This window comes from Mycobacterium sp. PTI7 (assembly GCF_056679845.1).
In genome coordinates this window covers 2,247,704-2,271,502 of the sequence record NZ_CM155252.1, presented here as the reverse complement: position 1 = coordinate 2,271,502, position 23,799 = coordinate 2,247,704, and the positions used below count along the sequence as shown (strand labels likewise).

24 protein-coding genes are annotated in these 23,799 nt (G+C 71.5%); 20 read left to right on the top strand and 4 right to left on the bottom strand.

What is annotated here, in order from left to right:
- Nucleotides 1-49: 49 nt before the first annotated feature.
- Genes AC1MEY_RS10995 through AC1MEY_RS10970 form a run of 6 tightly spaced genes read left to right on the top strand, consistent with a single transcriptional unit; the run spans nt 50 to nt 5,544 of the window.
- Nucleotides 50-439, top strand: a complete 390-nt coding sequence (locus AC1MEY_RS10995) for a PPOX class F420-dependent oxidoreductase (protein WP_480230663.1) — start codon at nt 50-52, stop codon at nt 437-439.
- A gap of 1 nt (nt 440) precedes the next feature.
- Complete coding sequence (locus AC1MEY_RS10990) at nt 441-887, top strand: PPOX class F420-dependent oxidoreductase (RefSeq protein WP_480230662.1); 447 nt, start codon at nt 441-443, stop codon at nt 885-887.
- Nucleotides 888-912: 25 nt separating this feature from the next.
- Complete coding sequence (locus tag AC1MEY_RS10985; RefSeq protein ID WP_480230661.1) at nt 913-1,401, top strand: FxsA family protein; 489 nt, start codon at nt 913-915, stop codon at nt 1,399-1,401.
- 1 nt (nt 1,402) lies between these two features.
- Nucleotides 1,403-3,013, top strand: a complete 1,611-nt coding sequence (locus tag AC1MEY_RS10980; RefSeq protein ID WP_480230660.1) for an amidohydrolase — start codon at nt 1,403-1,405, stop codon at nt 3,011-3,013.
- The gene (lnt, locus tag AC1MEY_RS10975) at nt 3,006-4,727 is read left to right on the top strand and encodes an apolipoprotein N-acyltransferase (RefSeq protein WP_480230659.1); all 1,722 of its coding nucleotides are present in this window, start codon (nt 3,006-3,008) and stop codon (nt 4,725-4,727) included. Before AC1MEY_RS10980 ends, lnt begins: the two co-directional genes overlap by 8 nt.
- 52 nt (nt 4,728-4,779) lie before the next feature.
- Nucleotides 4,780-5,544 (top strand): polyprenol monophosphomannose synthase, encoded by a 765-nt coding sequence (locus AC1MEY_RS10970; RefSeq protein ID WP_480230658.1) that lies wholly within the window; start codon nt 4,780-4,782, stop codon nt 5,542-5,544.
- 3 nt (nt 5,545-5,547) lie between these two features.
- Here AC1MEY_RS10970 and AC1MEY_RS10965 read toward each other — a convergent pair whose 3' ends face one another.
- Nucleotides 5,548-5,886: an RNA polymerase-binding protein RbpA gene (locus tag AC1MEY_RS10965; protein WP_480230657.1), complete on the bottom strand. Its 339-nt coding sequence runs from the start codon at nt 5,884-5,886 to the stop codon at nt 5,548-5,550.
- A 122-nt stretch (nt 5,887-6,008) separates the two neighbouring features.
- On the opposite strand from AC1MEY_RS10965, the gene AC1MEY_RS10960 reads away from it, so the two are divergent.
- The 9 genes from AC1MEY_RS10960 to AC1MEY_RS10920 all read left to right on the top strand — a co-directional run bounded on the left by AC1MEY_RS10960 (nt 6,009) and on the right by AC1MEY_RS10920 (nt 14,581).
- On the top strand, nt 6,009-6,350 hold the full coding sequence (locus tag AC1MEY_RS10960; RefSeq protein WP_480230656.1) for a hypothetical protein: 342 nt from the start codon (nt 6,009-6,011) through the stop codon (nt 6,348-6,350).
- A gap of 35 nt (nt 6,351-6,385) precedes the next feature.
- Nucleotides 6,386-8,020 (top strand): RecQ family ATP-dependent DNA helicase, encoded by a 1,635-nt coding sequence (locus tag AC1MEY_RS10955; RefSeq protein ID WP_480230655.1) that lies wholly within the window; start codon nt 6,386-6,388, stop codon nt 8,018-8,020.
- A 72-nt stretch (nt 8,021-8,092) separates the two neighbouring features.
- Entirely contained in the window at nt 8,093-9,316 is a 1,224-nt protein-coding gene (locus tag AC1MEY_RS10950) for an alpha/beta hydrolase (protein ID WP_480230654.1), read from the top strand.
- A gap of 71 nt (nt 9,317-9,387) precedes the next feature.
- Complete coding sequence (locus AC1MEY_RS10945) at nt 9,388-10,095, top strand: hypothetical protein (RefSeq protein ID WP_480230653.1); 708 nt, start codon at nt 9,388-9,390, stop codon at nt 10,093-10,095.
- Between the two features lie 122 nt (nt 10,096-10,217).
- Complete coding sequence (locus AC1MEY_RS10940) at nt 10,218-11,030, top strand: ABC transporter permease (RefSeq protein WP_480230652.1); 813 nt, start codon at nt 10,218-10,220, stop codon at nt 11,028-11,030.
- Nucleotides 11,027-11,767, top strand: a complete 741-nt coding sequence (locus tag AC1MEY_RS10935; protein ID WP_480230651.1) for an ABC transporter ATP-binding protein — start codon at nt 11,027-11,029, stop codon at nt 11,765-11,767. The genes AC1MEY_RS10940 and AC1MEY_RS10935 overlap by 4 nt, the downstream gene beginning before the upstream one ends.
- 29 nt (nt 11,768-11,796) lie before the next feature.
- Nucleotides 11,797-12,831 (top strand): ABC transporter substrate-binding protein, encoded by a 1,035-nt coding sequence (locus AC1MEY_RS10930; protein WP_480230650.1) that lies wholly within the window; start codon nt 11,797-11,799, stop codon nt 12,829-12,831.
- Nucleotides 12,832-12,838: 7 nt separating this feature from the next.
- Nucleotides 12,839-13,960 carry an LLM class flavin-dependent oxidoreductase gene (locus AC1MEY_RS10925; RefSeq protein ID WP_480230649.1) on the top strand — a complete coding sequence of 374 codons (1,122 nt, stop codon included), beginning with the start codon at nt 12,839-12,841 and terminating at the stop codon, nt 13,958-13,960.
- A gap of 48 nt (nt 13,961-14,008) precedes the next feature.
- Nucleotides 14,009-14,581: a hypothetical protein gene (locus tag AC1MEY_RS10920; protein ID WP_480230648.1), complete on the top strand. Its 573-nt coding sequence runs from the start codon at nt 14,009-14,011 to the stop codon at nt 14,579-14,581.
- 4 nt (nt 14,582-14,585) lie between these two features.
- Here the strand turns inward: AC1MEY_RS10920 and AC1MEY_RS10915 are convergent, their stop codons facing one another.
- Nucleotides 14,586-15,293 carry a hypothetical protein gene (locus AC1MEY_RS10915; protein ID WP_480230647.1) on the bottom strand — a complete coding sequence of 236 codons (708 nt, stop codon included), beginning with the start codon at nt 15,291-15,293 and terminating at the stop codon, nt 14,586-14,588.
- A gap of 100 nt (nt 15,294-15,393) precedes the next feature.
- Here AC1MEY_RS10915 and AC1MEY_RS10910 point away from each other — a divergent pair, with 100 nt between their 5' ends.
- The 4 genes from AC1MEY_RS10910 (at nt 15,394) to AC1MEY_RS10895 (ending at nt 21,426) form a co-directional block, all read left to right on the top strand.
- The gene (locus tag AC1MEY_RS10910) at nt 15,394-16,905 is read left to right on the top strand and encodes a carboxylesterase/lipase family protein (protein ID WP_480230646.1); all 1,512 of its coding nucleotides are present in this window, start codon (nt 15,394-15,396) and stop codon (nt 16,903-16,905) included.
- 41 nt (nt 16,906-16,946) lie between these two features.
- Entirely contained in the window at nt 16,947-18,902 is a 1,956-nt protein-coding gene (locus AC1MEY_RS10905) for a primary-amine oxidase (RefSeq protein ID WP_480231418.1), read from the top strand.
- A 64-nt stretch (nt 18,903-18,966) separates the two neighbouring features.
- Nucleotides 18,967-20,964, top strand: coding sequence for a DUF7064 domain-containing protein (locus AC1MEY_RS10900; protein ID WP_480230645.1), 1,998 nt, complete (start codon nt 18,967-18,969; stop codon nt 20,962-20,964).
- Nucleotides 20,965-21,099: 135 nt separating this feature from the next.
- A complete protein-coding gene (locus tag AC1MEY_RS10895) occupies nt 21,100-21,426 on the top strand; it encodes a YnfA family protein (RefSeq protein ID WP_480230644.1) in 327 nt (108 codons plus the stop codon).
- An 83-nt stretch (nt 21,427-21,509) separates the two neighbouring features.
- On the opposite strand, the gene AC1MEY_RS10890 is transcribed toward AC1MEY_RS10895, so the two are convergent.
- Complete coding sequence (locus tag AC1MEY_RS10890) at nt 21,510-22,397, bottom strand: SCO6745 family protein (RefSeq protein ID WP_480230643.1); 888 nt, start codon at nt 22,395-22,397, stop codon at nt 21,510-21,512.
- A 61-nt stretch (nt 22,398-22,458) separates the two neighbouring features.
- Between AC1MEY_RS10890 and AC1MEY_RS10885 the strand changes: the two genes are divergently transcribed.
- Complete coding sequence (locus tag AC1MEY_RS10885; RefSeq protein WP_480230642.1) at nt 22,459-22,983, top strand: DUF4333 domain-containing protein; 525 nt, start codon at nt 22,459-22,461, stop codon at nt 22,981-22,983.
- Here the strand turns inward: AC1MEY_RS10885 and AC1MEY_RS10880 are convergent.
- Nucleotides 22,970-23,668, bottom strand: coding sequence for a FadR/GntR family transcriptional regulator (locus AC1MEY_RS10880; protein WP_480230641.1), 699 nt, complete (start codon nt 23,666-23,668; stop codon nt 22,970-22,972). The genes AC1MEY_RS10885 and AC1MEY_RS10880 overlap by 14 nt on opposite strands.
- Between the last annotated feature and the right edge of the window lie 131 nt (nt 23,669-23,799).

Here is a 23,799-nt window from a genome sequence, read left to right as displayed (position 1 = left end):
GAAGCACGACCGTGGGCGCAGTCTCGGCGCCATTGAGTAGGTTGATCACATGCCCGTGACCTTCGCCGACGTCGCCAAGTCGGAGTACATCCTGCTCACCACGTTCACGAAGGACGGCAGGCCGAAGCCGACCGCCATCTGGGCCGCGCCGGCCGGCGACGCCCTGATCGCGATCACCCAGGAGAAGTCCTGGAAGGTCAAGCGCATCCGCAACACCTCGCGCGTGACCATCGCCGAGTGCGACCGCGGCGGCAAGCCGAAGGGTGAGGCCGTCGAGGCGTCGGCGACCATCCTGCCGAAGTCGGCGAACGCCAAGACCTACGACGCGATCGGCAAGCGGTACGGCGTGGTCGGCAAGGTGTTCAACGTCTTCTCGAAGCTGCGCGGCGGCATGACGAAGAACGTGACGATCGAGCTAACGCCGGCCCAGGCGGGTTGAGATGGCGCCGCAGTTCAAGGACGTCTACGGCGAGAAGTACCTGCTGCTGACCACGTTCACCAAGGACGGGCGGCCCAAGCCCACGCCGGTATGGGGGGTGCCCGACGGCGACCGGCTGGTGATCAGCACCGACGACGGGTCCTGGAAGACCAAGCGCATCAACAACACTCCGCGCGTCACCATCCAGAAGTGCGGCGTGCTCGGCAAGGTCAAGGGCGAGCCGGTCGAGGCGGTGGCCCGCAACCTGCCGAAGTCGGAGACCCGGCGGGTGTTCGACATGGTCACCAGGCGCTACTGGTGGCATGCCTGGTGGTGGATCCCGCAGGCGCGCCTGCGCGGCGGTGTCGACAAGGTGCACGCGGCGATCGAGGTGCGGGCGGCGGACCCGGCGGGCAGGAGCGAGGCGACCGGGGGATCGAACCCGGGCGATAAGCCGTCCGGAACCTGACCGGCCGTCGGAACGTTCTCACGACATGGCAATGCGGCTCTTTCTGGTCTACGTCCTCGCCGAACTGGCAGTGGTCGTCGGACTCGCGTCGACGATCGGCTTCGGCTGGACGTTCCTGATCCTGGTGGGCACGTTCGCCCTGGGGTTGGCCGTCGCCGGATCGCAGATCAAGCGGCAGGTCCGTCGGCTGCAGTCCGGTCTGACGTCTCCCCAGGGGGCCGTCACCGACGGAGCGCTGGTCGCGCTCGGCGTCGTCCTGACGGTGCTCCCCGGCCTCGTCACGTCCGTGCTCGGCCTGCTGCTGCTCGCCCCGCCCACCCGGGCGCTCGCGCGTCCGGCGGTGGCGGCGCTCGCGGCCCGCGGTCTGGGCCGGATGCCGCTGATCGTGACCACCGCCGGCACCGCACCGCGTGGGCCGCGGCGCGGGGAGTACATCGACGGCGAGGTCGTCGACGTCACGGACACCGAACAGCCCGGCCTGCCGCCGACCTTCGGTCGACCACCTGCGCCGTGACGTGACCACACTGCTGCTCAACGGGCGGATCCACAGTCCGGCGATGCCGGATGCGACGGCGATGGCCGTCGGCGACGGCCCGGACGCCACCGTGCGGTGGCTGGGTTCCGACGACGTGGGCCGGCTGCAGTTCCCCGACGCCGAGGTCGTCGACCTGGCCGGCGCCTTCGTGGCTCCGGCGTTCGTCGACGGTCACGTCCACCTGACCTCCACGGGACTCAACGTCGACGGCCTCGACCTGCACGAGGCGACGTCGCTCGAGCATCTGTTGCGTCTGGTCGGCGACCACGCGCGGCGCACCCCCGACGGCCCGATCTGGGGACACGGCTGGGACGAGTCGGCGTGGCCACGGCCCGTGGCCCCGACGACCGCCGACCTCGACGCGGCGGTAGGGGACCGACCGGCCTATCTCGCGCGCGTCGACGTGCACTCGGCGGTCGCGTCCACCGCGCTGCGCGCCCTGGTGCCCGAGGTCGTCGCGGCGCCGGGCTGGAGCCCGCAGGCGCCGCTGACCGCCGACGCCCATCACCTGGTCAGGGCCGCCGCGCGCGGCCTGCTGACGGGCGAGCAGCTGACGGCGGCGCGGATCGCCGCACTGGACCTCGCCGCGAGCCACGGCGTCGTCGCGGTCCACGAGTGCGCGGGACCGGCGATCGGCGGCCTGGAGGACTGGCTGGCCGTCCGCGACCTCGCCCACGGCGTCGACGTCGTCGGGTACTGGGGTGAGGCGGTCACCACCGCCGCCGACGCCCGTGACCTGATGGACGCCACCGGCGCGGCCGGCCTGGCGGGTGACCTGTTCGTCGACGGCGCCCTCGGCTCGCGCACCGCCTGGCTGCACGACCCCTACGCCGACGCCGACACCCGCGGCAACGCCTACCTCGACGTCGACGCCGTGGCGGCACACTTCCGCGCCTGCACCGAGGCGGGCATCACCGCCGGATTCCACGTCATCGGTGACGCGGCCACGGCGGCGGTGGTCGAGGCGTTCGGCCGCGTCGTCGACCAGTTCGGGGCACCCGCGGTGGCGCGCTGCGGCCACCGCCTCGAGCACCTCGAGATGGTGTCCGACGAGCAGGCCGCCCGGCTCGGCGCATGGGGCGTCATCGCCAGCGTGCAGCCGCACTTCGACGCCGTCTGGGGCGGCCCCGACGGAATGTACGCGTCCCGGCTCGGGCCCGATCGGGCCGCCGGGCTCAACCGGTTCGCACTGTTAGCATCCTCAGGCGTGCCACTCGCCTTCGGTTCCGATTCCCCCGTGACCAGCATCGATCCGTGGTCGACCGTGCGTGCCGCGGTCCACCACCGCACCCCGGGCAGCGGGGTGTCGGCGCGGGCGGCGTTCGCCGCGGCCACCCGCGGGGCGTGGCGGGCCGCCGGGGTCCGCGACGGCATCACCGGCACGCTGGTGCCTGGTGCGCCCGCGTCCTACGCCGTCTGGGAGCTGCCCGGCGGTTCGGAGTCGCTCCAGGTGACCGCGCCCGCCGATCAGGTGCAGCGGTGGTCCACCGAACCGAACTCGCGGGTGCCCGCACTGCCCGACCTCGACCCGGGACGTCCCCTGCCGCGGTGCCGCACGACCGTGCACCGGGGGGTCGTCCTCCATGGCTGAGCCCGAGTCGGCGACCTCGCCCGCCATCGACGCCGAGCCCACGGACGACGACAGCGCACCCGGGTTGGCGGCGCATCTGCGCACGCGGACCTGGCAGGTGCTGTCCCCGCGGCTGATCCGGCTGAGCGCGTCGATCGCCGGCGGCCTCGCGCTGTGCCTGGCGTTCCCGCCGTTCGGCTGGTGGTTCCTCGCGTTGCCCGCCGTGGCGCTGCTGGCCTGGGTGCTGCTGGAACCGGCGACGACCCTGCGCGGTGGCCTCGGCTACGGCGTCGTGTTCGGTCTGGCGTTCTACCTGCCGCTGCTGCCGTGGATCAGCGGCCTGGTGGGCGCCTTCCCCTGGGTGATGCTCTCGGCGCTGGAGGCGCTGTTCGTCGGCGTGTTCGGGTTCCTGGCGGTCGTGGTGCGCCGGCTGCCGGGGTGGCCGCTCTGGTTCGCCGGCGTGTGGATGGTGGCCGAGTGGCTGAAGTCGGTGGTCCCGTTCGGAGGCTTCCCCTGGGGTGCGGTGGCGTTCAGTCAGACCGACAGCCCGCTGCTGACCGTGGCCCGCCTCGGTGGAGCCCCGCTGGTGTCGTTCGTCACCGTGCTGGTCGCGTTCAGCCTCGTGGCGCTGGTGCTCGAGGCGGTGCGGTGGTGGCGGACCGACCATCACCTCGCGCGGATCTCGGTGCCCGCCGTCGTCGTACCGGGCGTCTGCCTGGTGGTGATCCTGCTGCTGATCGCGCTCGCGGGGCCCGCGGTCCGCAAGGCGGGCGTGGGAGCGGGTGACGACGAGTCGGTCGTCGTCGCGGCGATCCAGGGCAACGTGCCGCGTCTGGGCCTGGACTTCAACGCCCAGCGCCGGGCGGTGCTCGACAACCACGTCCGCGAGACCAAGCGGCTGGCCGAGGACGTCCGGGCCGGGCGGGCGCCGCAGCCGGCGATCGTCGTGTGGCCGGAGAACTCGTCGGACATCGACCCGATCGCCAACCCCGACGCCGCCGAGCAGATCACGGCCGCCGCCGACGCGATCCGCGCACCCATCCTGGTGGGCGCCGTCGTGAAGGCGCCCGGTTACAGCCCCGACAACCCCGTCGCCCACAACACGGTGATCGTCTGGAATGGCTCCGCGGGCGATGCGCCGGGTCCCGGCGAGCGGCACGACAAGAAGATCGTGCAGCCCTTCGGTGAGTACCTGCCGTGGCGGAGCTTCTTCAGCATGCTGTCGTCCTACGCCGACCGGGCGGGCTACTTCGTCCCCGGCGAGGGCAACGGCGTGGTGACCGCCGCCGGGATCCCGGTGGGCGTCACCACCTGCTGGGAGGTCATCTTCGACCGCGCGGCCCGGGAGTCGGTGCTCAGCGGCGCCCGGCTGCTGACCGTGCCGACCAACAATGCGACGTTCGACGAGTCGATGAGCGCCCAGCAGCTGGCGTTCGCGCGTCTGCGTGCCGTCGAGCACGACCGGTACGTCGTGGTCGCGGGCACCACCGGCATCAGCGCCACGATCGCACCCGACGGCCGCGAGCTGGCGCGCACCGCGTTCTTCGAGCCCGCCTACCTGGACATGCAGGTGCGGTTGAAGTCGGACCTCACGCCCGCGACGCGCTGGGGACCGATCGTGCAGGGGCTCCTGGTCATGATCGGGGTGTGTTCCGTGGTCGCCGCGATGCTGCACAATGGAGCTTTCGTGCGTCGCCGGAGGGCGTCCGCACCCGACGACGGAGGAGTGGCATGACCGACCAGCGAGGAGCCTTGCGGTCGCGCATGACGTCGGAGCTGGACCGCTCGTGAGCGACATCGGTGGCGATCGCCCCAGTCAGCGCACGCTGGTCATCATCCCGACCTACAACGAGCGCGAGAACCTGCCCCTGATCGCATCGCGCGTACACGCCGCGGTGCCGCACTGCCACGTCCTGATCGTTGACGACGGCAGCCCCGACGGCACCGGCGAGCTGGCCGACGAGCTGGCGCTGGCCGATCCGGACCGGGTGCACGTCATGCACCGGGTCAGCAAGGACGGCTTGGGCGCCGCCTACCTCGCAGGGTTCGCGTGGGGCCTGGGCCGCGGCTACTCGGTGCTGGTGGAGATGGACGCCGACGGGTCGCACGCGCCCGAGGAACTGCACCGCCTGCTCGACGCGGTGGACGCGGGCGCCGACCTCGCGATCGGCTCGCGCTACGTCGACGGGGGCGAGGTGCGGAACTGGCCGCGCCGGCGAATGATCTTGTCGCGCACGGCGAACGGCTACTCGCGGATCTCGCTCGGGGTCGACGTCAACGACATCACCGCGGGCTACCGGGCCTACCGGCGCGAGGTGCTCGAGAAGATCGACCTCGGGGCCGTCGACTCGAAGGGCTACTGCTTCCAGGTCGACCTGACGTGGCGCACGATCAGTGCGGGCTTCGTGGTGGTCGAGGTGCCGATCACGTTCACCGAACGCGAGCTGGGCAAGTCCAAGATGAGCGGCTCGAACATCCGCGAGGCGATCGTGCGGATCGCTCAGTGGGGAATCCGCGGGCGCATCGATCGCGCCCGCGGCGTCGTCCGCTAGGGGTCAGTTGCCGCGGCGGCGGGTCTTGATCAGGTCGAGGCGCTCCTTGAGCAGCTCGTCGAGTTCCTCCACCGAGCGGCGCTCGAGCAGCATGTCCCAGTGCGTGCGCGGCGGCTTGACCTTCTTCTGCTCCGGCGCCTCGCCGTCGATCAGCGTCCCCTCCATGCCGTTGCGGCACGGCCAGGTGCCGGGGATCTCGGCGTCGTCGGCGAACGGGACCTCGAACTCCTCGCCGTTGTCGGTGCGGTAGCGGGCCACCTGACGCGGCGCCAGGTCGTGATTGCGGTCGGTCTCGTAGCTCACGGCTCCGAGCCGGCTACCCCTCAACACACGGTCAGCCATGGTCACCACTCCTTCTGAAGATTTCGTCCGGGTACGTCAACGCGTTGCGGCGCCGAGAAGTTCCCGACCCAACGATCCATGATACCGGGATACCCACGATCGGCCGTTTAGAGTCTGATGTCGTGGAGACCGCGACCCGCAGACGCGCCAAGTCCCAGCCCTGCCGCTGGTGTGGCCGCGACGTCGCCGACGCGGGCATCGGCAGGCGCAGGCAGTACTGCAGGCAGTCGTGCCGGCAGCGCGCCTACGAGCAGCGGGCACAGGTGAAGGGGACGTCGGTGCCCGTCGACGCGGTGGTCCTGACCGCCGACGAGGCGGCGCAGCTCGCCGATCGCGTGTACCAGGTGCGGTGCGCCGCCGAGGACGTCGCGACCGCCGTCGACGAGGGTGCCGACGCCACCGAGCTGCGCGACCTGTGCGAGGCGCTGATGCAGGCGGCGAAGGCCGCGGACGGCTGGCGCTAGGTTTCTCCCTCCGCCCCGCGGGTAGCTGCACGCCCGTGGCCACGAACGACGGGCGCGCCGACCAGTTGCGCAGCGCCGCAAGGGAAGTGTTCGGCTTCGACGAGCTGCACCCGGAGCAGCTGGAGGCGATGACGGCGCTGATGGCGGGCCGCGACGTGCTCGCGGTGCTTCCGACCGGCTCGGGCAAGTCGGCCATCTATCAGGTGCCCGCGGTGCTCCTCGACGGCGTCACCCTGGTGGTGTCACCGCTGATCGCGTTGCAGCAGGACCAGATCGCCGGACTCGCCGACACGGGAGCGCGGAGGGCGGTGGCCATCCACTCCGGCCAGGGCGTCCACCAGACCGAGGACACCTGGTCGGCGGTTGATGGGCACGACGCCGAGTACGTCTTCCTCTCACCCGAGCAGCTGGCCAACGACGGCGTCGTGGCGCGCCTGGCCCGGACCGGGGTGTCGCTGATCGTCGTCGACGAGGCGCACTGCGTGTCGGCGTGGGGACACGACTTCCGCCCCGACTACCTGCGGCTGGCGGACGCCTTCGCGGTCGTCGCCCCGTCCGCGCCGCTGGTCGCCCTCACCGCGACCGCGTCGACGGTGGTGCGCGACGAGATCGTCGAGCGGTTGCGGCTGCAGGACCCGCGCATCGTGGTCGGCGGCTTCGACCGGCCCAACCTCCGGCTGGAGTCGCGGCAGTTCGTGCAGGACGCGGACAAGCGCGCTGCCGTCGTGGAGACCGTCGCCGGCCTGGTCGGCCCTGGTCTGCTGTACACCGCGACCCGCCGTGACGCCGAGCGCTACGCCGCCGACCTGACCGAGCGCAACATGCGTGCGGCGGTGTACCACGCGGGCCTGTCGGTGGGTGAGCGCAATGCCGTGCACGAGGGGTTCCGCGGCGGCCACCGCGCCGAGGAGTTCGACGTGGTGGTCGCCACGTCGGCGTTCGGGATGGGCATCGACAAGCCGAACGTCCGGTTCGTGGTGCACGCCTCGGTTCCCGACTCGCTCGACTCCTACTACCAGCAGATCGGCCGGGCGGGCCGCGACGGGGAGGATGCGCTCGCGCTGCTGTGCTACCGCGCCGAGGACCTCGGTCTCGCCACGTTCTTCACCGTGCACCGCCCCGACGAGGAGCTGCTGGCGGCGGTCTACGGCGCACTCGACGTCGAGCGGCCCACGCGGCTCAAGCAGCTGCGCGCCGACCTCGACGTACGCGGGCGCACGCTGACCAACGCCGTCAACCTGCTGGAGCAGGCCGGTGCTATCACCCAGACGCGCAAGGGCTTCGTCTCGAGCGGCCGGGGCGCCGACGACGCGGTGCGCGCGGCGGGCGAGGTGGTCCGGACGCGGGAGCGCATCGACCGCAGTCGCGTCGAGATGATGCGCGGGTACGCCGAGACGCGCGACTGCAGGCGGCAGTTCCTCCTCGGCTACTTCGGCGAGACGCTGCCCGGTCCGTGCGGCAACTGCGACCGGTGCGCGGAGCGGGCCGCCGCCGCCGGGGTGGCGCCGCCCGCGATCCCGGTCGACACCCCCGTGTCCCACCGGGAATGGGGACGCGGCGTGGTCATCGGGGGCGATCCGGAGCGCATCACCGTGCTGTTCGACGACTACGGCTACCGCACGCTCGCCATGGCGCTCGTCGAGGAACGGAACCTGCTGAGCGCCGGGTGACCTCGCGCGAGGCACCCCGTCGCAGGGTCCGGCGTCGTACGATGAGGCCTCCGACCGCCGAGATGGGTAGCCGTGTCCTCGTCCCCGCCCCCTGCCGCCCCGGCCACCCCGGGTGACGGCGTCCGACGCGTCTGGACGTTCGACGACTTCACCCTCGACGTCGCGCGCTACGAACTCCGGCAGCGCGGCACCGTGATCCGCGTGGAGCCGCAGGTGTTCGACGTGCTGGTGCTGCTGGTCCGCAACCACGACCGGTTCGTCGCCAAGGAGGAGCTGTTCGACTCCGTGTGGGGCGGGCGCTTCGTCGGTGAGGCCGCACTGACCAGTCGCATCAAGGCGGCCCGTCGGGCGCTCGGGGACGACGGCGAGTCGCAGCGCTTCATCCGGACGGTGCGCGGCCGGGGATACCAGTTCGTCGCCACCATCGATTCCGGCGCGGCCGCGGTCGCGCCCGCGCCGCGTCAGCACATCGCGTTCTGCCGCGCCTCGGACGGCGTCCGGTTGGCGTACGGCGTCGCGGGGGAGGGCCCTCCCCTGGTGCGGGCCGCGAACTGGATGACCCACCTGGGCTACGACATCGAGAGCCCGGTGTGGCGGCACTGGGTGCGCGATCTCGCCGCACACCACACGTTCATCAGGTACGACGAGCGCGGCTGCGGGCTGTCCGACTGGGAGGCGGCGGACTTCACCTTCGACGACTGGGTGGACGATCTGGAGACCGTGGTGGAAGCGCTTGGGCTGGAACGCTTCCCGCTGCTTGGCGTGTCGCAGGGCGGTGCGGTGGCCGTCGCCTACGCGGCACGGCATCCCGACCGCGTCACGCACCTCGTCCTGTGCGGCGCCTACGCGCGCGGACGAGCCGTGCGAGCCACCAGCGACGAGGAGAGTCGCGCCGCCGCACTCGATCTCGACCTCGCCCGCGTCGGCTGGGGCCGCGACGACCCCGCCTTCCGGCAGGTCTTCGCCGCGCAGTTCGTGCCCGACGGCACCCGCGCGGACTGGGAGGCGTTCGACCATCTGCAGCGCCGGACCACGTCGCCGGAGAACGCGGTCCGCTTCCTCGAGGAGTTCTCGCGCATCGACGTCCGCGACCACGCCCGGGCGGTGGCGTGCCCCACGCTGATCCTGCACTCGCGCGACGATCGCCGGGTGCCGATGCGCTACGGCGAGGAGCTGGCGGCCCTCATCCCCGACACCCGGCTGGTGGCGCTGGCCAGCAACAACCACCTGCTCGTGGAGACCGAGCCCGCGTGGCGGGTGTTCTGCGACGAGGTCGAGAGCTTCCTCGCGACCTGACCGCGGGGATCTCCACGCAATCTCCACGCAATCTTCATGTACCGCCTCGACCTGCGATCCATCATGATCACATGAGAAAACAACTCCGCACCCTGCTGGTGGGTCTCAGCGCGATGATCGCCCTGGGGACGCTGTCCGCCTGTTCCGGTGGGTCGTCGAGCGAGTCGTCGTCCACGGCGTCGCCGTCGACCACCTCCGCCTCGAGTCCCGCGCCGTTCCCCGCCTCGGCCCGCTACATGGCCGACGCGGAGGCCGACGGCAAGAAGATGACCATCGGCATCTCCGTCGACGGCGACAGCGTGACCGCCTACGCCTGCAACGGCGTCGACGACGAGGCCTGGTTCTTCGGCAACCAGACCGACGGGAACATCGACATCACATCGAAGTTGCGCGACACCCTCGACGCGTCGTTCGACGGCAGCGACCTCAAGGGCGACCTGACGATGAACGGCGTCACCTACGACTTCACCGCCGCCGCGGTGTCCGCACCCGCCGGCATGTACACCGCCGACCTCGACGGCGCCCGCGCCTCGTGGATCGTCCGACCCGACGGCTCGGTGATCGGCGTGCAGTTCAACGGCGGCATCACCGGCCGCGACTTCGAACAGGCCGAACTGCAACAGCTCAACGCCGCGCAGTTCCAGTCGCAGGTGCGCAACAAGCGGATCCTGCAGCAGGCCGACCAGACCGTGACGTTGCGGAACGGATCCCTGACGTCGAAGATCAACGGCCGCGACGTGACCGCCCAACTCGTCGTGGGCACCACCAGATTCGCCTGACCCAGCCCGTCACGGCCCCGACGGCGACCGGATACCCGGTCCCCGGCGGGGCCGTTCCCTTTTCGTCACGGGGAACGGAATCCTTCCGCCCACCGGCGGCTCCCTCGTAGCGTCACCGCATCGTGACCACCTCGTTCATCGACCCCGCCTCGACGTCGGCGCCGTCCCCCCGGAAGGCGCCGCGTCCCCACCGCCGGTGGGCCGTCATCCGGCTGGCCTCACCCGTGGCACTCCTCGCGCTGTGGCAGCTGGCCAGTGCGGTGGGCGTCCTGCCGCAGGACGTGCTGCCCGCCCCGTCGCTGATCCTCGAGGCCGGCATCGACCTGATCCGCAACGGTCAACTCGCCGACGCACTGCGGGTGTCGGGCGTCCGCGTCGTCGAGGGACTGGTCCTCGGCGGCGTGATCGGCGTCGCGCTCGGTACCGCGGTGGGACTGTCCCGGTGGGCCGAGGCGACAGTCGACCCGCCCATGCAGATGCTCCGGGCGCTGCCGCACCTCGGCCTCATCCCGCTGTTCATCCTGTGGTTCGGCATCGGCGAGCTGCCCAAGGTGCTGCTGGTGGCGCTGGGAGTGAGCTTCCCGCTGTACCTGAACACGTTCTCCGCGATCCGCCAGGTCGATCCCAAGCTCTTCGAAACCGCTGCCGTGCTGGGTTTCTCGTTCCGCAGGCGCTTCCTGGACATCATCGTCCCGAGCGCCGCGCCGCAGGTCCTCGTCGGCTTCCGGCAGTCGCTCGCGATCGCGTGGCTCACGCTGATCGTCGCCGAGCAGATCAACGCCGACAAGGGAATCGGCTTCCTGATCAACAACGCTCGCGATTTCCTGCGCATCGACGTCATCATCTTCGGCCTGATCGTCTACGCCCTACTGGGCATCGGCACCGATGCCGGAGTCCGCGCCCTCGAGCGCCGAGCACTGAGGTATCGCCAATGACCATCCTGTCCGAACCCCAGACCACCACCGCCGCAGCGGTCCTGCGCCACGTCGACAAGTGGTACGGGCAGCACCACGTGCTCGCCGACGTCTCCCTGCGCGTCGGCGTCGGCGAGATCGTCGCGCTGATCGGCCGCAGCGGGTCCGGGAAGTCGACGGTGCTGCGCGTGCTCGCCGGCCTGTCCGACGACCACACCGGCGAGCGCATCGTCGCCGGTGCACCCGCGTTCGCGTTCCAGGAGCCCCGCCTGTTCCCGTGGCGCGACGTGCGAACCAACGTGGCCTACGGCCTGACCCGCACCAGGGTGTCCACGAAGGAGGCGGCCGCCCGGGCGGAGGCCGCGCTCGCCGACGTGGGGCTCGCCGACCGCGCCGGCGCGTGGCCCCTCACGCTGTCCGGCGGTCAGGCGCAACGCGTCTCGCTGGCCCGCGCCCTCGTCGCGGAGCCGACGCTGCTGCTCCTCGACGAACCGTTCGGGGCCCTCGACGCCCTGACCCGCCTCACGATGCGCGCGCTGCTGCTCGACCTGTGGCGCGAACACCACTTCGGCGTCCTGCTCGTCACCCACGACGTCGACGAGGCCATCGCCCTCGCCGACCGCGTCGTCGTCCTCGACGAGGGTCGGGTCACCCACGTCCTCGAGGTGACCGCACCCCGTCGCCCGCCGGGCGACCCGGCACCGGACACCGAACGCCACCGCGCCGAGCTGCTCGACCAGCTCGGCGTCCACCTCTGACCATCCGCCACACCCGGAAAGGGGTCACCGTGCCCACGCCCCGACGCACCGTCGCGCTGCGACTCGTCGCAATCCTCGCCACCCTCGGACTCCTCACCGCCTGCGTGTCCCGCGAGGAGGGCACCCGCGCGGCCGCGGCGCCGGCGACGGTGCCCCTGTCCGACCTGTCCGGTCTGGTGCTGCAGGTCGGCGATCAGAAGGGCGGCACCGAGGCGCTGCTGCGATCGGCGGGCCAGCTCGAGGGCCTGCCGTACCGGATCGAGTTCTCGACGTTCACGTCCGGCCCGCCGCAGATCGAGGCGGCCACCGCGGGCCGGATCGACTTCGCGATCACCGGCAACACCCCGCCCATCTTCGGTGCAGCGTCCAACGCCAAGGTGAAGGTGGTCTCCACCTACGACGGTGGGGGAGCGGGCGATCAGATCCTGGTCCGCACCGACGCGCCCATCCGGTCCGTCGGCGATCTGCGCGGCAAGACCGTCGCACTCGCCAAGGGCAGCTCGGCACACGGCCACGTCCTCGCCCAGCTCGACCGCGCGGGGCTGACCCCGTCGGACGTCTCGCTGGTGTTCCTGCAGCCCGCCGACGCACTGACGGCGTTCACCCAGGGCCGCGTCGACGCATGGGCCACCTGGGACCCGTACACCGCCCAGGCCGAACGCCAACTGCCCGTGCGCAGCATCGCCACCGCCGACGGCGTCACCAACGGCGCCGGGTTCGGCATCGCCTCGGACGTCGCGCTCGCAGATCCCCTGCGCCACACCGCCCTGTCGGATCTGCTGGTGCGCTACGCCAAGGCCGTCCGCTGGGCCCGGGACAACCCCGACGAGTGGGCGGCGCGCTACTCGGCGGAGGTCGGCCTCGCCCCCGACGTCGCCGCCCTCGCCCAGGGCCGCAGCCTGCGCCTGCCCGCCGACCTGTCCGACGACCTGGTGGCCTCCGAACAGGAGATGACGGACCTGTTCGCCGAGTCGGGCCAGATCGCGTCCGCGCCGGTGTTCGCCGACTGGGTCGACGAGCGCTACGGCGACGTCCTCGCGCCCTTCTACCTCGATCGCGCCTAGGAGCCACGTGTCCTATCAGTCACCGGCGCCGGCCGCCCCGCCGGCCAAGTTCTTCTGGTTCCTGCCCACCAGCGGCGACAGCCGATCCATCGTCGCGTCGTCGCACGCGTCCTCGCAGCAGGTGGTCCCCGACGGCTACCGCCCGCCCACCCGTCGCTACCTCGCCGAGATCGCCCGGGCCGCCGACCGGCTCGGCTACGAGGGAGTGCTCACGCCCACCGGAACCTGGTGCGAGGACGCCTGGCTGACGACGGCGGCGCTGCTCGCCGAGACCGAGCGGCTCAAGTTCCTGGTCGCCTTCCGGCCCGGCCTGGTCCCGCCCACGCTGGCGGCGCAGCAGACCGCCACGCTGCAACGGTTCTCGGAGGGCCGGGTGCTGCTCAACATCGTCACCGGCGGCGACGACGTCGAGCAGCGCCGGTTCGGCGACTGGCTCGACCACGACCGGCGGTACGCCCGCACCGGGGAGTTCCTGCACGTCGTCAACTCGGTGTGGCGCCAGGAGTCCGTCGACTTCGAGGGCGAGTACTACACCGTCAAGGATGCGCGGGTCTCCGCGCCGCCGAACCCGTTGCCGCAGATCTACTTCGGCGGCTCGTCGCCGGCGGCCATGCCGATCGCCGCCGAGCACGTCGACGTCTACCTGACCTGGGGTGAGCCGCCCCGTGCGGCCGCCGAGAAGATCGCGAAGGTCCGCGAACTCGCCGGCCGGCGCGGCCGCAAGATCCGCTTCGGCATCCGGCTGCACACCATCAGCCGCGACACCTCGGCGGCCGCCTGGGCCGTGGCCGACGCCCTGGTCGCCGAACTGTCGCCCGAGCAGATCGCCAAAGCCACCGAACTGCACGCCAAGTCGGAGTCCGAGGGGCAGCGCCGCATGACCGCCCTGCACGGCGGCCGGCTCGACGGGCTCGAGATCTACCCCAACCTGTGGGCGGGCGTCGGGCTGGTCCGCGGCGGGGCGGGCACCGCGCTGGTCGGCAGCCACGACGAGGTGGCCACCCTCATCGCGGAGTACCACGCGGCGGGCTTCGACGAATTCATCCTCTCCGGGTATCCGCACCTGGAGGAGGCGTACTGGTTCGCCGAGGGCGTGCTGCCCAGACTGCGGCGGCTCGGCATCGCCTGAGGGCCGGTCGAACTCCGGGGTGCCGGCCTGCCTCGCTACGCTCCACCCGTGGACGACTGGTTCGAGCGCAGCCCGTTCGTGGGGTTCGCGCCCTGGATCATCTACTGGGTGGTGGCCGAAGGCCCCAGCACGTGGCTGTTCGGCGCGCTGTGCGCCGTGCTGTCGGCCGTCATCCTGGGCGTCTCCATGGGCTTCGGCGGTCCGCGCCTGCTGGAGATCGTCACCATCGTCTTCTTCTTCGGGGTGACGGCCGTCGCGATGGTGGTCGGCGCCGCGGACCGCGACTGGATGGACACCTACTCGACGACCCTGTCCAGCGGCGTCCTCGCGGTGATGGCCCTCGGGTCGCTCGCCTTCACCCCGTTCACCGAGCAGTACGCCAGGATCTCGCCGCCGCTGGAGGACTGGGAGAAGCCGGCCTTCCGGCAGACCAACCGGGTGCTCACGCTCATGTGGGCGCTGGTGTTCGCCCTGATCTCGGTGCTGGGCTTCTTCGCCACCCAGGTGCCGCAGACCCGCGACTGGACCAACTGGGTGATCCCGATCGTCGTGATCGTCGGCGCGATCGGGATGACGCAGACCTACCCGGCGCGGGTGCGGGAGAAGGCGCGCCCCGCCTGATCGGTCAGCAGGACAGGTGGTCGCCGATGCCCGCCGGCGGCGCGGTACGGCGCAGGCAGCCGAATCCCTCGATCCCGGTGGCGGCGAACTTCACCCCGGTCTGGTGGGCGTAGTCGACGCAGTAGACGTCGGACCGGTCGACGCGGCACCGGTAGTCGCCGAAGGCCAGGGACCGTCCTGCCGGCAGTTCGGCGCCGACGCCGCTGCCGAACCGGCCGGGATCGCCGTGCGACGACCCGATGTCGACGCCCGTGCCCGCGAAGTCCACCCAGCCGCCCTTCCACTGCCCGTAGGTGTCCGGGGCCTCTGCCGGGGGATCGGCGAGGTCGACCAGGCAGGCCAGCGCACCGTCGAACCGGCGGTCGGTCATGCAGTTGGGCGTCCCCGCCGGGCCGGTGAAGGCCACGTCGTCGCCCAGATCGGTGGCGGTGCCGCCGCGCGTCGCCGTGCGGTACGCCGCGGCCTCCGCGGGCGTGCCCGCCTCGATCCACCCGATCAGGTCGCCGATGGGTGCGCCCGCCGCCGGTGGCCGGGTCCCACCCGGAGGCGAGGCCGGTCGTCCCGTGCTGGTGGTCGCCGGGGTGGACGGTGCGGCCGACGGCGACGTCAGGGCGGTCATCGAGCGCGCGGCGGGCTCGTCGGACGCCGACGAACAGCCCGCCAGCAGCGCGGACGCCGCGATCACCATCGTGATCACCGAGGCCATCCGCATGGGGTCGAGGCTAGCGAACCGCCCCTCGGGCGTCCGGGGCACGTCGGTGCAGACCCGTGCGCCGTCGACGGCCATACGGTGACTTCGCTACCGTCTTGTCATGCACGAGAACACCGTCCGCGTCACGATCGACAGCGGCACCATCGAGGGCTTCACCCGCGACGGTGTGCACCGCTGGCGATCCGTCCCGTATGCCCGCCCGCCGATCGGGCCGCTGCGCTACCGCGCGCCGCAGCCCGTACAGCCGTGGCGCGGCGTCCGCTACTGCCACGGCTACGCCTACTGCGCGCCGCAGGACCGCAAGTACACGCTGCTCGGGGTGCGCCGGTACCAGCCGATGAGCGAGGACTGCCTGACGCTGAACGTGGTGGCACCCGAGACGCCCCCGCAGGACGGTCCGCTGCCGGTGATGTTCTTCGTGCACGGCGGCGGCTACATCCTGGGCAGCTCCGCGACCCCGATCTACGACGGCGCCGCGCTGGCGCGCCGCGGCTGCGTCTACGTGTCGGTCAACTACCGGCTCGGGCCGCTGGGATGCCTGGACCTGGCGTCGCTGTCCACCGACGAGAACCCCATCGACGACAACCTCTTCCTGCGCGACCTGCTGCTCGCGCTGCGCTGGGTGCGGGAGAACGCGTCGGTGTTCGGCGGCGATCCGGAGAACGTCACGATCTTCGGCGAGAGCGCCGGCGCGCACGCCGTCGCGACCCTGATGGCGGTGCCGGAGGCCGAGGGGCTCTTCCACCGCGTCATCTCGGAGAGCCCGGCGAGCGGCATGGCGGGCAGCCGGGAGATCGCCGCGGAGTTCGCGAACGACTTCGTGAACCTGCTCGGCGTCGCCCCCGAGGACGGTGCCGCCGCCGTGATGGCCGCGACCCCGCGCACGCTGGTGAAGGCGCTCGACCAGCTGATGATCGACGGCATGAAGGCCATGCGGGGCGCCTTCCCCGTCGGACCGACCTACGGCACCGAGTTGCTGCCCCGCGATCCGGTGGCGGCGATGCGCGACGGCGAGGCGCACCAGGTGCCGCTCATCGTCGGCACCAACGCCGACGAGGGCAGGCTGTTCACCCGGTTCCTGCAGCTGTTGCCGACCAACGAGCCGGCCATCGAGATGCTGCTCGCCGACAGCGACGTCGAGGTGCGCGACAAGATCACCAAGGCCTATCCCGGCTACCCGAGCGCGTCGGCATGCGTGCGGCTCGGCGGTGACTTCGCGTTCGGCACCGCGGCGTGGCAGATCGCGGAGGCGCACGGCAGGCATTCGCCGACCTACGTCTACCGCTATGACTACGCACCGCGGACGTTCCACTGGTCGGGCCTGGGCGCCACGCACGCCACCGAGCTGTTCGCGGTGTTCGACGTCTACCGGACACGCTTCGGCTCACTGATGACGGCCGCCGCCGACCGCCGGTCCGCGCGCCGGGTGAGCAACGAGGTGCAGAACCGCTGGCGCGCGTTCAGCCGCGACGGCGTGCCCGGCGACGGCTGGCCCACGTACTCCCGGGAGGAGCGCGCCGTGCTGGTGTTCGACCGCCACACGCGCCTCGAGCACGACCCGAACCCGGAGCGCCGGCAGGCGTGGGAGGGCTTCTCGCTCACCGGGAACTGACCGGTGACGGTGCGCCGGGAAAGCGCGCGCCGCCGGTCGGGATGTGGTTGCGTGGGCGGGTGAGCCATCCACTCGACCCCCTGTCCGCCGACGAGTTCCGCGCTGCCGCCCGGACGTTGAGCCGCGATCACGGCGTCGGACCGGGGTGGCGCTTCGCGTCGATCGAACTGCTCGAGCCGGGCAAGGCCGAGGTGGCCGCGTTCGAGGACGGCGCGCCCGCACCCGCGCGGCGGGCCGTCGTCGTGTGCTTCGACCGGGCCGCCAACGCGACCTACAAGGCCGTCGTCTCCGTTGCGGACGGCCGCACCGAGTCGTTCGATCACCTCCCCGGGGTGCAGCCCAACTTCACCGTCGACGAGTTCGAGGAGTGCGACCGCGTCCTGCGCAGGCACCCCGACGTCGTCGCGGCACTGGCGCGGCGCGGCATCACCGACCTCGACCTCGTCTTCATGGACACCTGGACCTACGGCGCCGCCGTCATCCCCGACGAGTACCGCGACCGCCGGCTCGGATGGTCCGACACCTGGTGCAAGGACGCGCCGGGGGCCAATCCGTACGCCCACCTCGTCAGCGGCCTGCACTGCGTCATCGATCTCAACAGCATGGAGGTGCTGCGCGTCGACGACGAGGGCCCCTTCGCCGACGGGGCCAACGACCTGCCCGCCGTCATGGGCGAGTACGTGCCCGACCACGTCCCGGAGGCGATCCGGTCGGCGTCGCGCCGGGAACCGCTGACGCCACTGCACATCACCCAACCCGAGGGCCCGTCGTTCACCCTCGACGGCAACCTGCTGCGCTGGCAGAACTGGTCGCTGCGCGTCGGGTTCAACTACCGCGAGGGCATGACGCTGCACACCGTGCGCTACCGCGACGGTGACCGGGACCGGTCGATCGCGCATCGAATGTCGTTCGCGGAGATGGTGGTTCCGTACCGCGATCGCTCCGTCGACCACTACCGCCGGACGGCGTTCGACATCGGCGAGTGGGGGCTTGGATTCATGACCCAGTCGCTCGAACTCGGCTGCGACTGTCTGGGCGAGATCCGCTACCTCGACGCCGTCCTGCACGACAGCACCGGCGAGCCGTACACGATCACGAACGCCATCTGCATCCACGAGGAGGACGACGCCATCCTGTGGAAGCACGTCGACCACGACGCCGGCGCCGAGGTGCGCCGCGCGCGTCGGCTCGTCGTGTCGTTCCACGTGACGGTCGCCAACTACGAGTATCTGGCGTATTGGCGGTTCTACCAGGACGGCAACATCGAGTGCGAGGTGCGTGCCACCGGCATCATGGTGACCACGCCGCTGGTCGCCGGGCATCCGCACCCGAACGGCACGCTCGTCGACGAGCGGACCTACGCACCGTTCCACCAGCACTTCCTGGTGGCGCGCCTCGACCTCGACGTCGACGGGTCCGACAACACCGTGTTCGCGAGCGAGTCCTACGCCGAGCCGATGGGTCCGGACAATCCCCAAGGTCTGTCGGTGGTGGTGCGCAACACGCCGCTGCGCACCGAGTCCGAGGGCAAGCAGGACGTCGACTTCGCGACGCAGCGCGCGTGGAAGGTGGTCAACACCAACGTCGTGAACGGGTTGGGCACCCACCCGTCGTACAAGCTGGTGCCCACCGGTGCGATCCCGCCGATGTTCGACCCGCAGTCGCCGGTGTTCAAGCGCGCCAACGTCATCGGGCACACGCTGTGGGTGACGCCCAACCGTCCCGACGAGCGGTGGCCGGCGGGGGAGTTCGTCAACCAGTCCGCCGAGGACAGCGGTCTGGCGGTGTGGACGGCGGCCGACCGGCCGATCGAGAACACCGACGTGGTGCTCTGGTACGTGTTCGGTCTGCATCACGTCACCCGGCCGGAGGACTGGCCCGTGATGCCGGTCGACGTGGTCTCGTTCTGGCTCAAGCCGTACGGCTTCTTCGACCGCAACCCGAGCCTGGACGTCGCGCCGTCGCCGTCAGACCACTGCGATCCCGCAGGTAGTTGACACCCGTCAAACAGTTGACCGGAAACGCCGTACGCGCCGCCGCGGGTGTCCTAGGTTGAAGCACGTGCAACCCGATACCGCCGCGCCCCTGATCGAACGCCCAGCCGACCTCACCGCCGAGTGGCTGACCGCCGCGCTCGGCCGGGGCACCGTCACCGACTTCACGGTGGACCGCATCGGCACGGGTCAGATGAGCGAGTGCTACCGGGTGGGCCTCACCTGGGCCGACGGGGACGACGGGCCCGCGTCGGTGGTGCTGAAGGTGGCCGCCGCCGACCCGAGCAGCCGCCAGACCGGCCTGGCCATGGGCCTCTACGAGCGCGAGGTGCGGTTCTACTCGGACATCGCGCCGGGGCTGGGAGGACCCGTCGCGCCGTGTCATCACACGGCCTACGACGAGTCGACGGGCGTGTTCGACCTGCTGCTCGACGACGCCGCACCCGCGACGGTCGGCAACGAGATCCGAGGCGCCACAACCGAACAGGCGGTCCTCGCGCTGACGCAGCTGGGTCTGGTGCACGGACCGCTGCTCGGCGACGAGGCGCTGGCGGGAGCGGAGTGGCTCAACCGCGAGTCACCGGTGAACCAGGGTCTGATGTCCGCGCTGTACGCCGGCTTCATCGACCGCTACAGCGACCAGATCGCGCCCGAGTACCGCGACGTCTGCGAGAGGTTCGTCGAGTCCTACGACGCGTACGCCGCCGCGGAGGCGGAGTCCGGCGCGCCGCACGGCCTGGTCCACGGCGACTACCGGCTCGACAACATGCTGTTCGGCGACGACGGCGCCGACCGCCCGCTGACCGTCGTGGACTGGCAGACCGTCACCTGGGGCCCGGCGTTCACGGACGTCGCCTACTTCCTCGGCTGCGCGCTGCCGACCGACCGGCGGCGCGAGCACTACGACGCGCTGCTGCGGGCGTACCACTCGGCGCTCGGGCCGGATGCCGGCGTGACGCTCGAGGAGGTGCGTGACGGCGTCCGCCACCAGACGTTCTTCGGCGTGCTGATGTCGATCGTCTCGCCGATGCTGGTCGCCCGCACCGAGCGCGGCGACGAGATGTTCATGGCGATGATCGAGCGCCACTGCCAGCACGTCATCGACACCGGCGCGCTGGACATCCTGCCCGCACCGTCGGCCCTAGAACCGTTGCAGCCCGGCGTCGAGGACGAGGGCGCGCATCCGCCGACCGACGAGCCGCTGTGGAGCGAGAGTTGGTACTTCGACTTCGTCGACGCGGCGCAGGACGTCGGCGGGTGGATCCGGCTCGGCCTGCTCCCCAACCAGGGGCACGCCTGGATCAACGGGCTGCTGTGCGGGCCCGGCATGCCGACGATCGCGGTACTCGACTTCGAGGCGGCGCTCCCCACCGAGGCCGGACACGTGCGCACCGACGACGTGGACCTCGTGCTCGACGCCGTCGAACCGCTGCGGAGCTACCGGGTGTCGCTGCGCGGGCGGGGTGAGGCGCACGACGATCCGGCGGCGCTGCTGCGCGGCGAGGCGGGTCGGCCGGTGGACGTGACACTCGAACTGGAGTGGACGACGGTCGGCACGCCGTACCAGTACCGGCTCTCGACGCGGTACGAGATCCCGTGCACGGTGTCGGGCAGGGTGGTCGCCGACGGCCGCACCTATGAGCTGGCCGACGTGCCGGGGCAGCGCGACCACTCCTGGGCGGCGCGCGACTGGTGGAGCATGGACTGGGTGTGGAGCGCGCTGCACCTCGACGACGGCACGCACGTGCACGGTCTCGACCTGCGGATCCCGGGTGCGCCGCCGCTGGCCGCCGGCTACGTGCAGCGGGCGGGGGAGCCGCTCGTCGAACTCGCGACCGTGACCGCCCGCGAGACGTTCGGCGCCGGCGACCTGCCGGTGTCGACGGTGCTCGAGTGCGGGCCGGGCGACCTCACGGCGACCGTCGAGGTCCGCGGCCACGCCCCGGTGCTGCTGACCTCACCCGACGGCCGGGTCAGCCGCTTCCCCCGCGCGTGGGCGACCGTCACCACCGCGGACGGCCGCACCGGCGTCGGCTGGCTGGAGTGGAACCGCAACCAGACCTGACGGCACCCGCCCGCGGTTGGCTCGCCGGGGTGCCGCCGGGGTGCCGTGTCTCCTCCTTCCGCGAGCGTGCGTGTCTGCGGGCGACACGCCGGTCGCTGACCCGAGTTCACGCACGCTCGCGGCAGGGTGTCGGGAATGGTGCTCAAGTCGATCGTCCTGTTCGTCGCGGCTGCTCTGCTCGAAATCGGCGGGGCATGGCTGGTGTGGCAGGGCGTTCGCGAGCATCGCGGCTGGCTCTGGATCGGTGCCGGCATCGTCGCGCTCGGCGCCTACGGGTTCGTCGCGGCGTTCCAGCCCGACGCGAACTTCGGCCGGGTGCTCGCGGCCTATGGCGGTGTGTTCATCGCGGGCTCGCTGCTGTGGGGGATGGTCGCGGACGGCTTCCGGCCCGACCGCTGGGACGTCACCGGAGCGGTCATCTGCATCGTCGGCGTCGGGCTGATCATGTACGGCCCGCGGTAGTTCGCCGGCGAGCGTGCGCGAAGTGGGGTTCTGAACCGGCGTGTCGCCCGCAGACACGCACGCTCGCCGAAGGAGGCTCAACCCTAGGACAGGTGGGGGTCGTCGTCGGCGAGGTCGTCGCGGGTGAGGCCCATCGGCGTGGCGGCGGGGATGTCGCCCGCGGCGATCACGGCGCGGGTGATCGGGCCCAGCGTCCGGAACAGCGCGGCGAGGTCGCCGTCGTCGAGCGCGTCGAACGCCGACAGGGCCAGCGCGTCGGTCGCGTCCTCGACACGCTGCTTCAGGGCACGACCGGCGTCACTCAGCGTGCCCGCGGCGTCGACCAGCCCGCGACTCACCAGGCGCGAGACGCACGCGTGCCACTCCGCGTCGTCGTATTGCCTGCTGACGGTGATGAACTCGCGCGGCACCCGGTCGGCCAGCGCGTGCAGCACGTTGCAGTCGCGGCCGCCGATCCCGTGGGCGACCAGCACCGCCACGTGCCCGTCGCCGCGGTGCTCGCGCAGCAGCGTGGCCGCGTGCCACAGCCGGGCCACCGGCTCGTCGGGCCAGGGCAGCGCGAGGTTCGCGGCGAACAGCGGGCGGCCGGTCCAGTCCGCGCCGCGGGCCGCCGCCTCGAGCAGCGCCGCCGCGGTCCGCACGGATTCGGTGTCGGTGACGCCGCACCGGCCCAGCGCCGCGACGGCCGACTCCCGTCGGGCCTGCAGCGCCGCCGGGGGCGGCGCGTAGGTCCACGCCGACGGCAGCGCGCGCGACACGTGGTCGGCGGCGAAGTTGTAGAACACCGCGGACACCACCTCGGGTGCCACCTCGCCGAGTGGCGCCGACCGGCCCGCGAAGTAGCCCATCCAGAAGCCGCGGTAGCCCGCTGCGTCGAAGGCGGCCTTGGCTTCCGGGGCGAAGTAGGTCAGGGCGTGGATCGGTTCGAAGCGGTCGAACAGCCTTCGGGCGGTCAGCGGCGATCTGGTCACTTCGGCAGTCAACCACCGCCGGCGGTTGTTAGGGTCCGGTCGACCCAGTGGAGGTGCCGTCGTGCGTCGTGTCGCCGCGATCATTGCGTTGGCGATGCTCGGCGCGGGCTGCGGCGCGAACACCGACGCGGACGCCGGCGGCGACGAGTCGCCCGCGGTGTCCAAGGAGTCGCTGCAGGCCGACATCGCCGACCGCCTGGCCGAGTCGGGTGAATCGGCGCGGTCGGTGACCTGCCGGAACGACCTGGTCGGCGAGATCGGCCGCACCGCGCGATGCGACGTGGTGATCAGCGATACCAACGGCTTTCAACCCATCGTCACGGTTACGAAGGTGGACGGTTCCGCGGTCGACTACGCGCTGACCCCCGCGCTGTCGCAGGCCCAGCTGGAGGACGCCGTCGCCCGCCTGGTCGCCGAGAACACCGGCGCACCCGCCGATTCGGTGGCGTGCGAGTCCGGCCTGGTGGGCGAGGTCGATGGGATCGCGCACTGCGACGTCGACGCCGGAGGCGAGCGCCACCGGCGGGGGGTTCAGGTCACCGACGTGACCGGGCTGACGATGACTTACGCGCTCACGTCGGGCTGACGCCGCTGACCGCCTCGTCGATGATCGCCCGCATCGCACGTTCCGCGGCGTCCTCATCTCGCAGCCGGATCGCCCGGGCCACCTCGTCGTGCAGTGCGATCGCGGCGGGTTCGGGGGTCTCGGGCATGAAGCCGTGCACGGTGCGCCCGGTGAGGACCTCGGCGACGACCCCGTTGAGCGCGCGGAACATCTCGTTGCCGCTGGCCTCCAGCAGGGTCTGGTGAAAGACCTTGTCGGCGAGCAGGTACGAGTCCAAGTCACCGGATCTGCCGTGCATCACCATGTCGGACACGGCGGCCGCCATGATGCGGCAATGGTGCGGGTTGGCGCGGCGAGCGGCGAGCGCCGCCGCGGCGGGCTCGAAGCCGCGCCGCAGTTCCGACAGCGACACCAGCTGGGCGGCCCGGTCGCCGGACACGATGCGCCATCGGATGACCCTGGGGTCGAACACGTTCCACTGTTCGGCGGGCTGGATGGTGATGCCCACCCGGCGCCGTGAGGCGACCATGCCCATGGACTCGAGGACGCGGACGGCTTCGCGGGCGACGCTGCGGGACACGCCGTGCTTGGCGCTCACGCCCTCCAGGGTGATCACCTGGCCGGCAGGGAGTTCGCCGGACACGATGTCCGACCCGATCGCGGTCAGCAAACTGTCGTGCAGGGCACTGACGTTTTGCACGACCACGTTTACATCGTGTCATAGTCGCAGCCAAGCAAACATAAAACCCATCTTTTCGTCACCTCCTTGCAATAATCAGATCATTGCGGCATTCTATGTGACGTGAGCCACGAAGAGGCAGGGGATGTGTCGTGAGC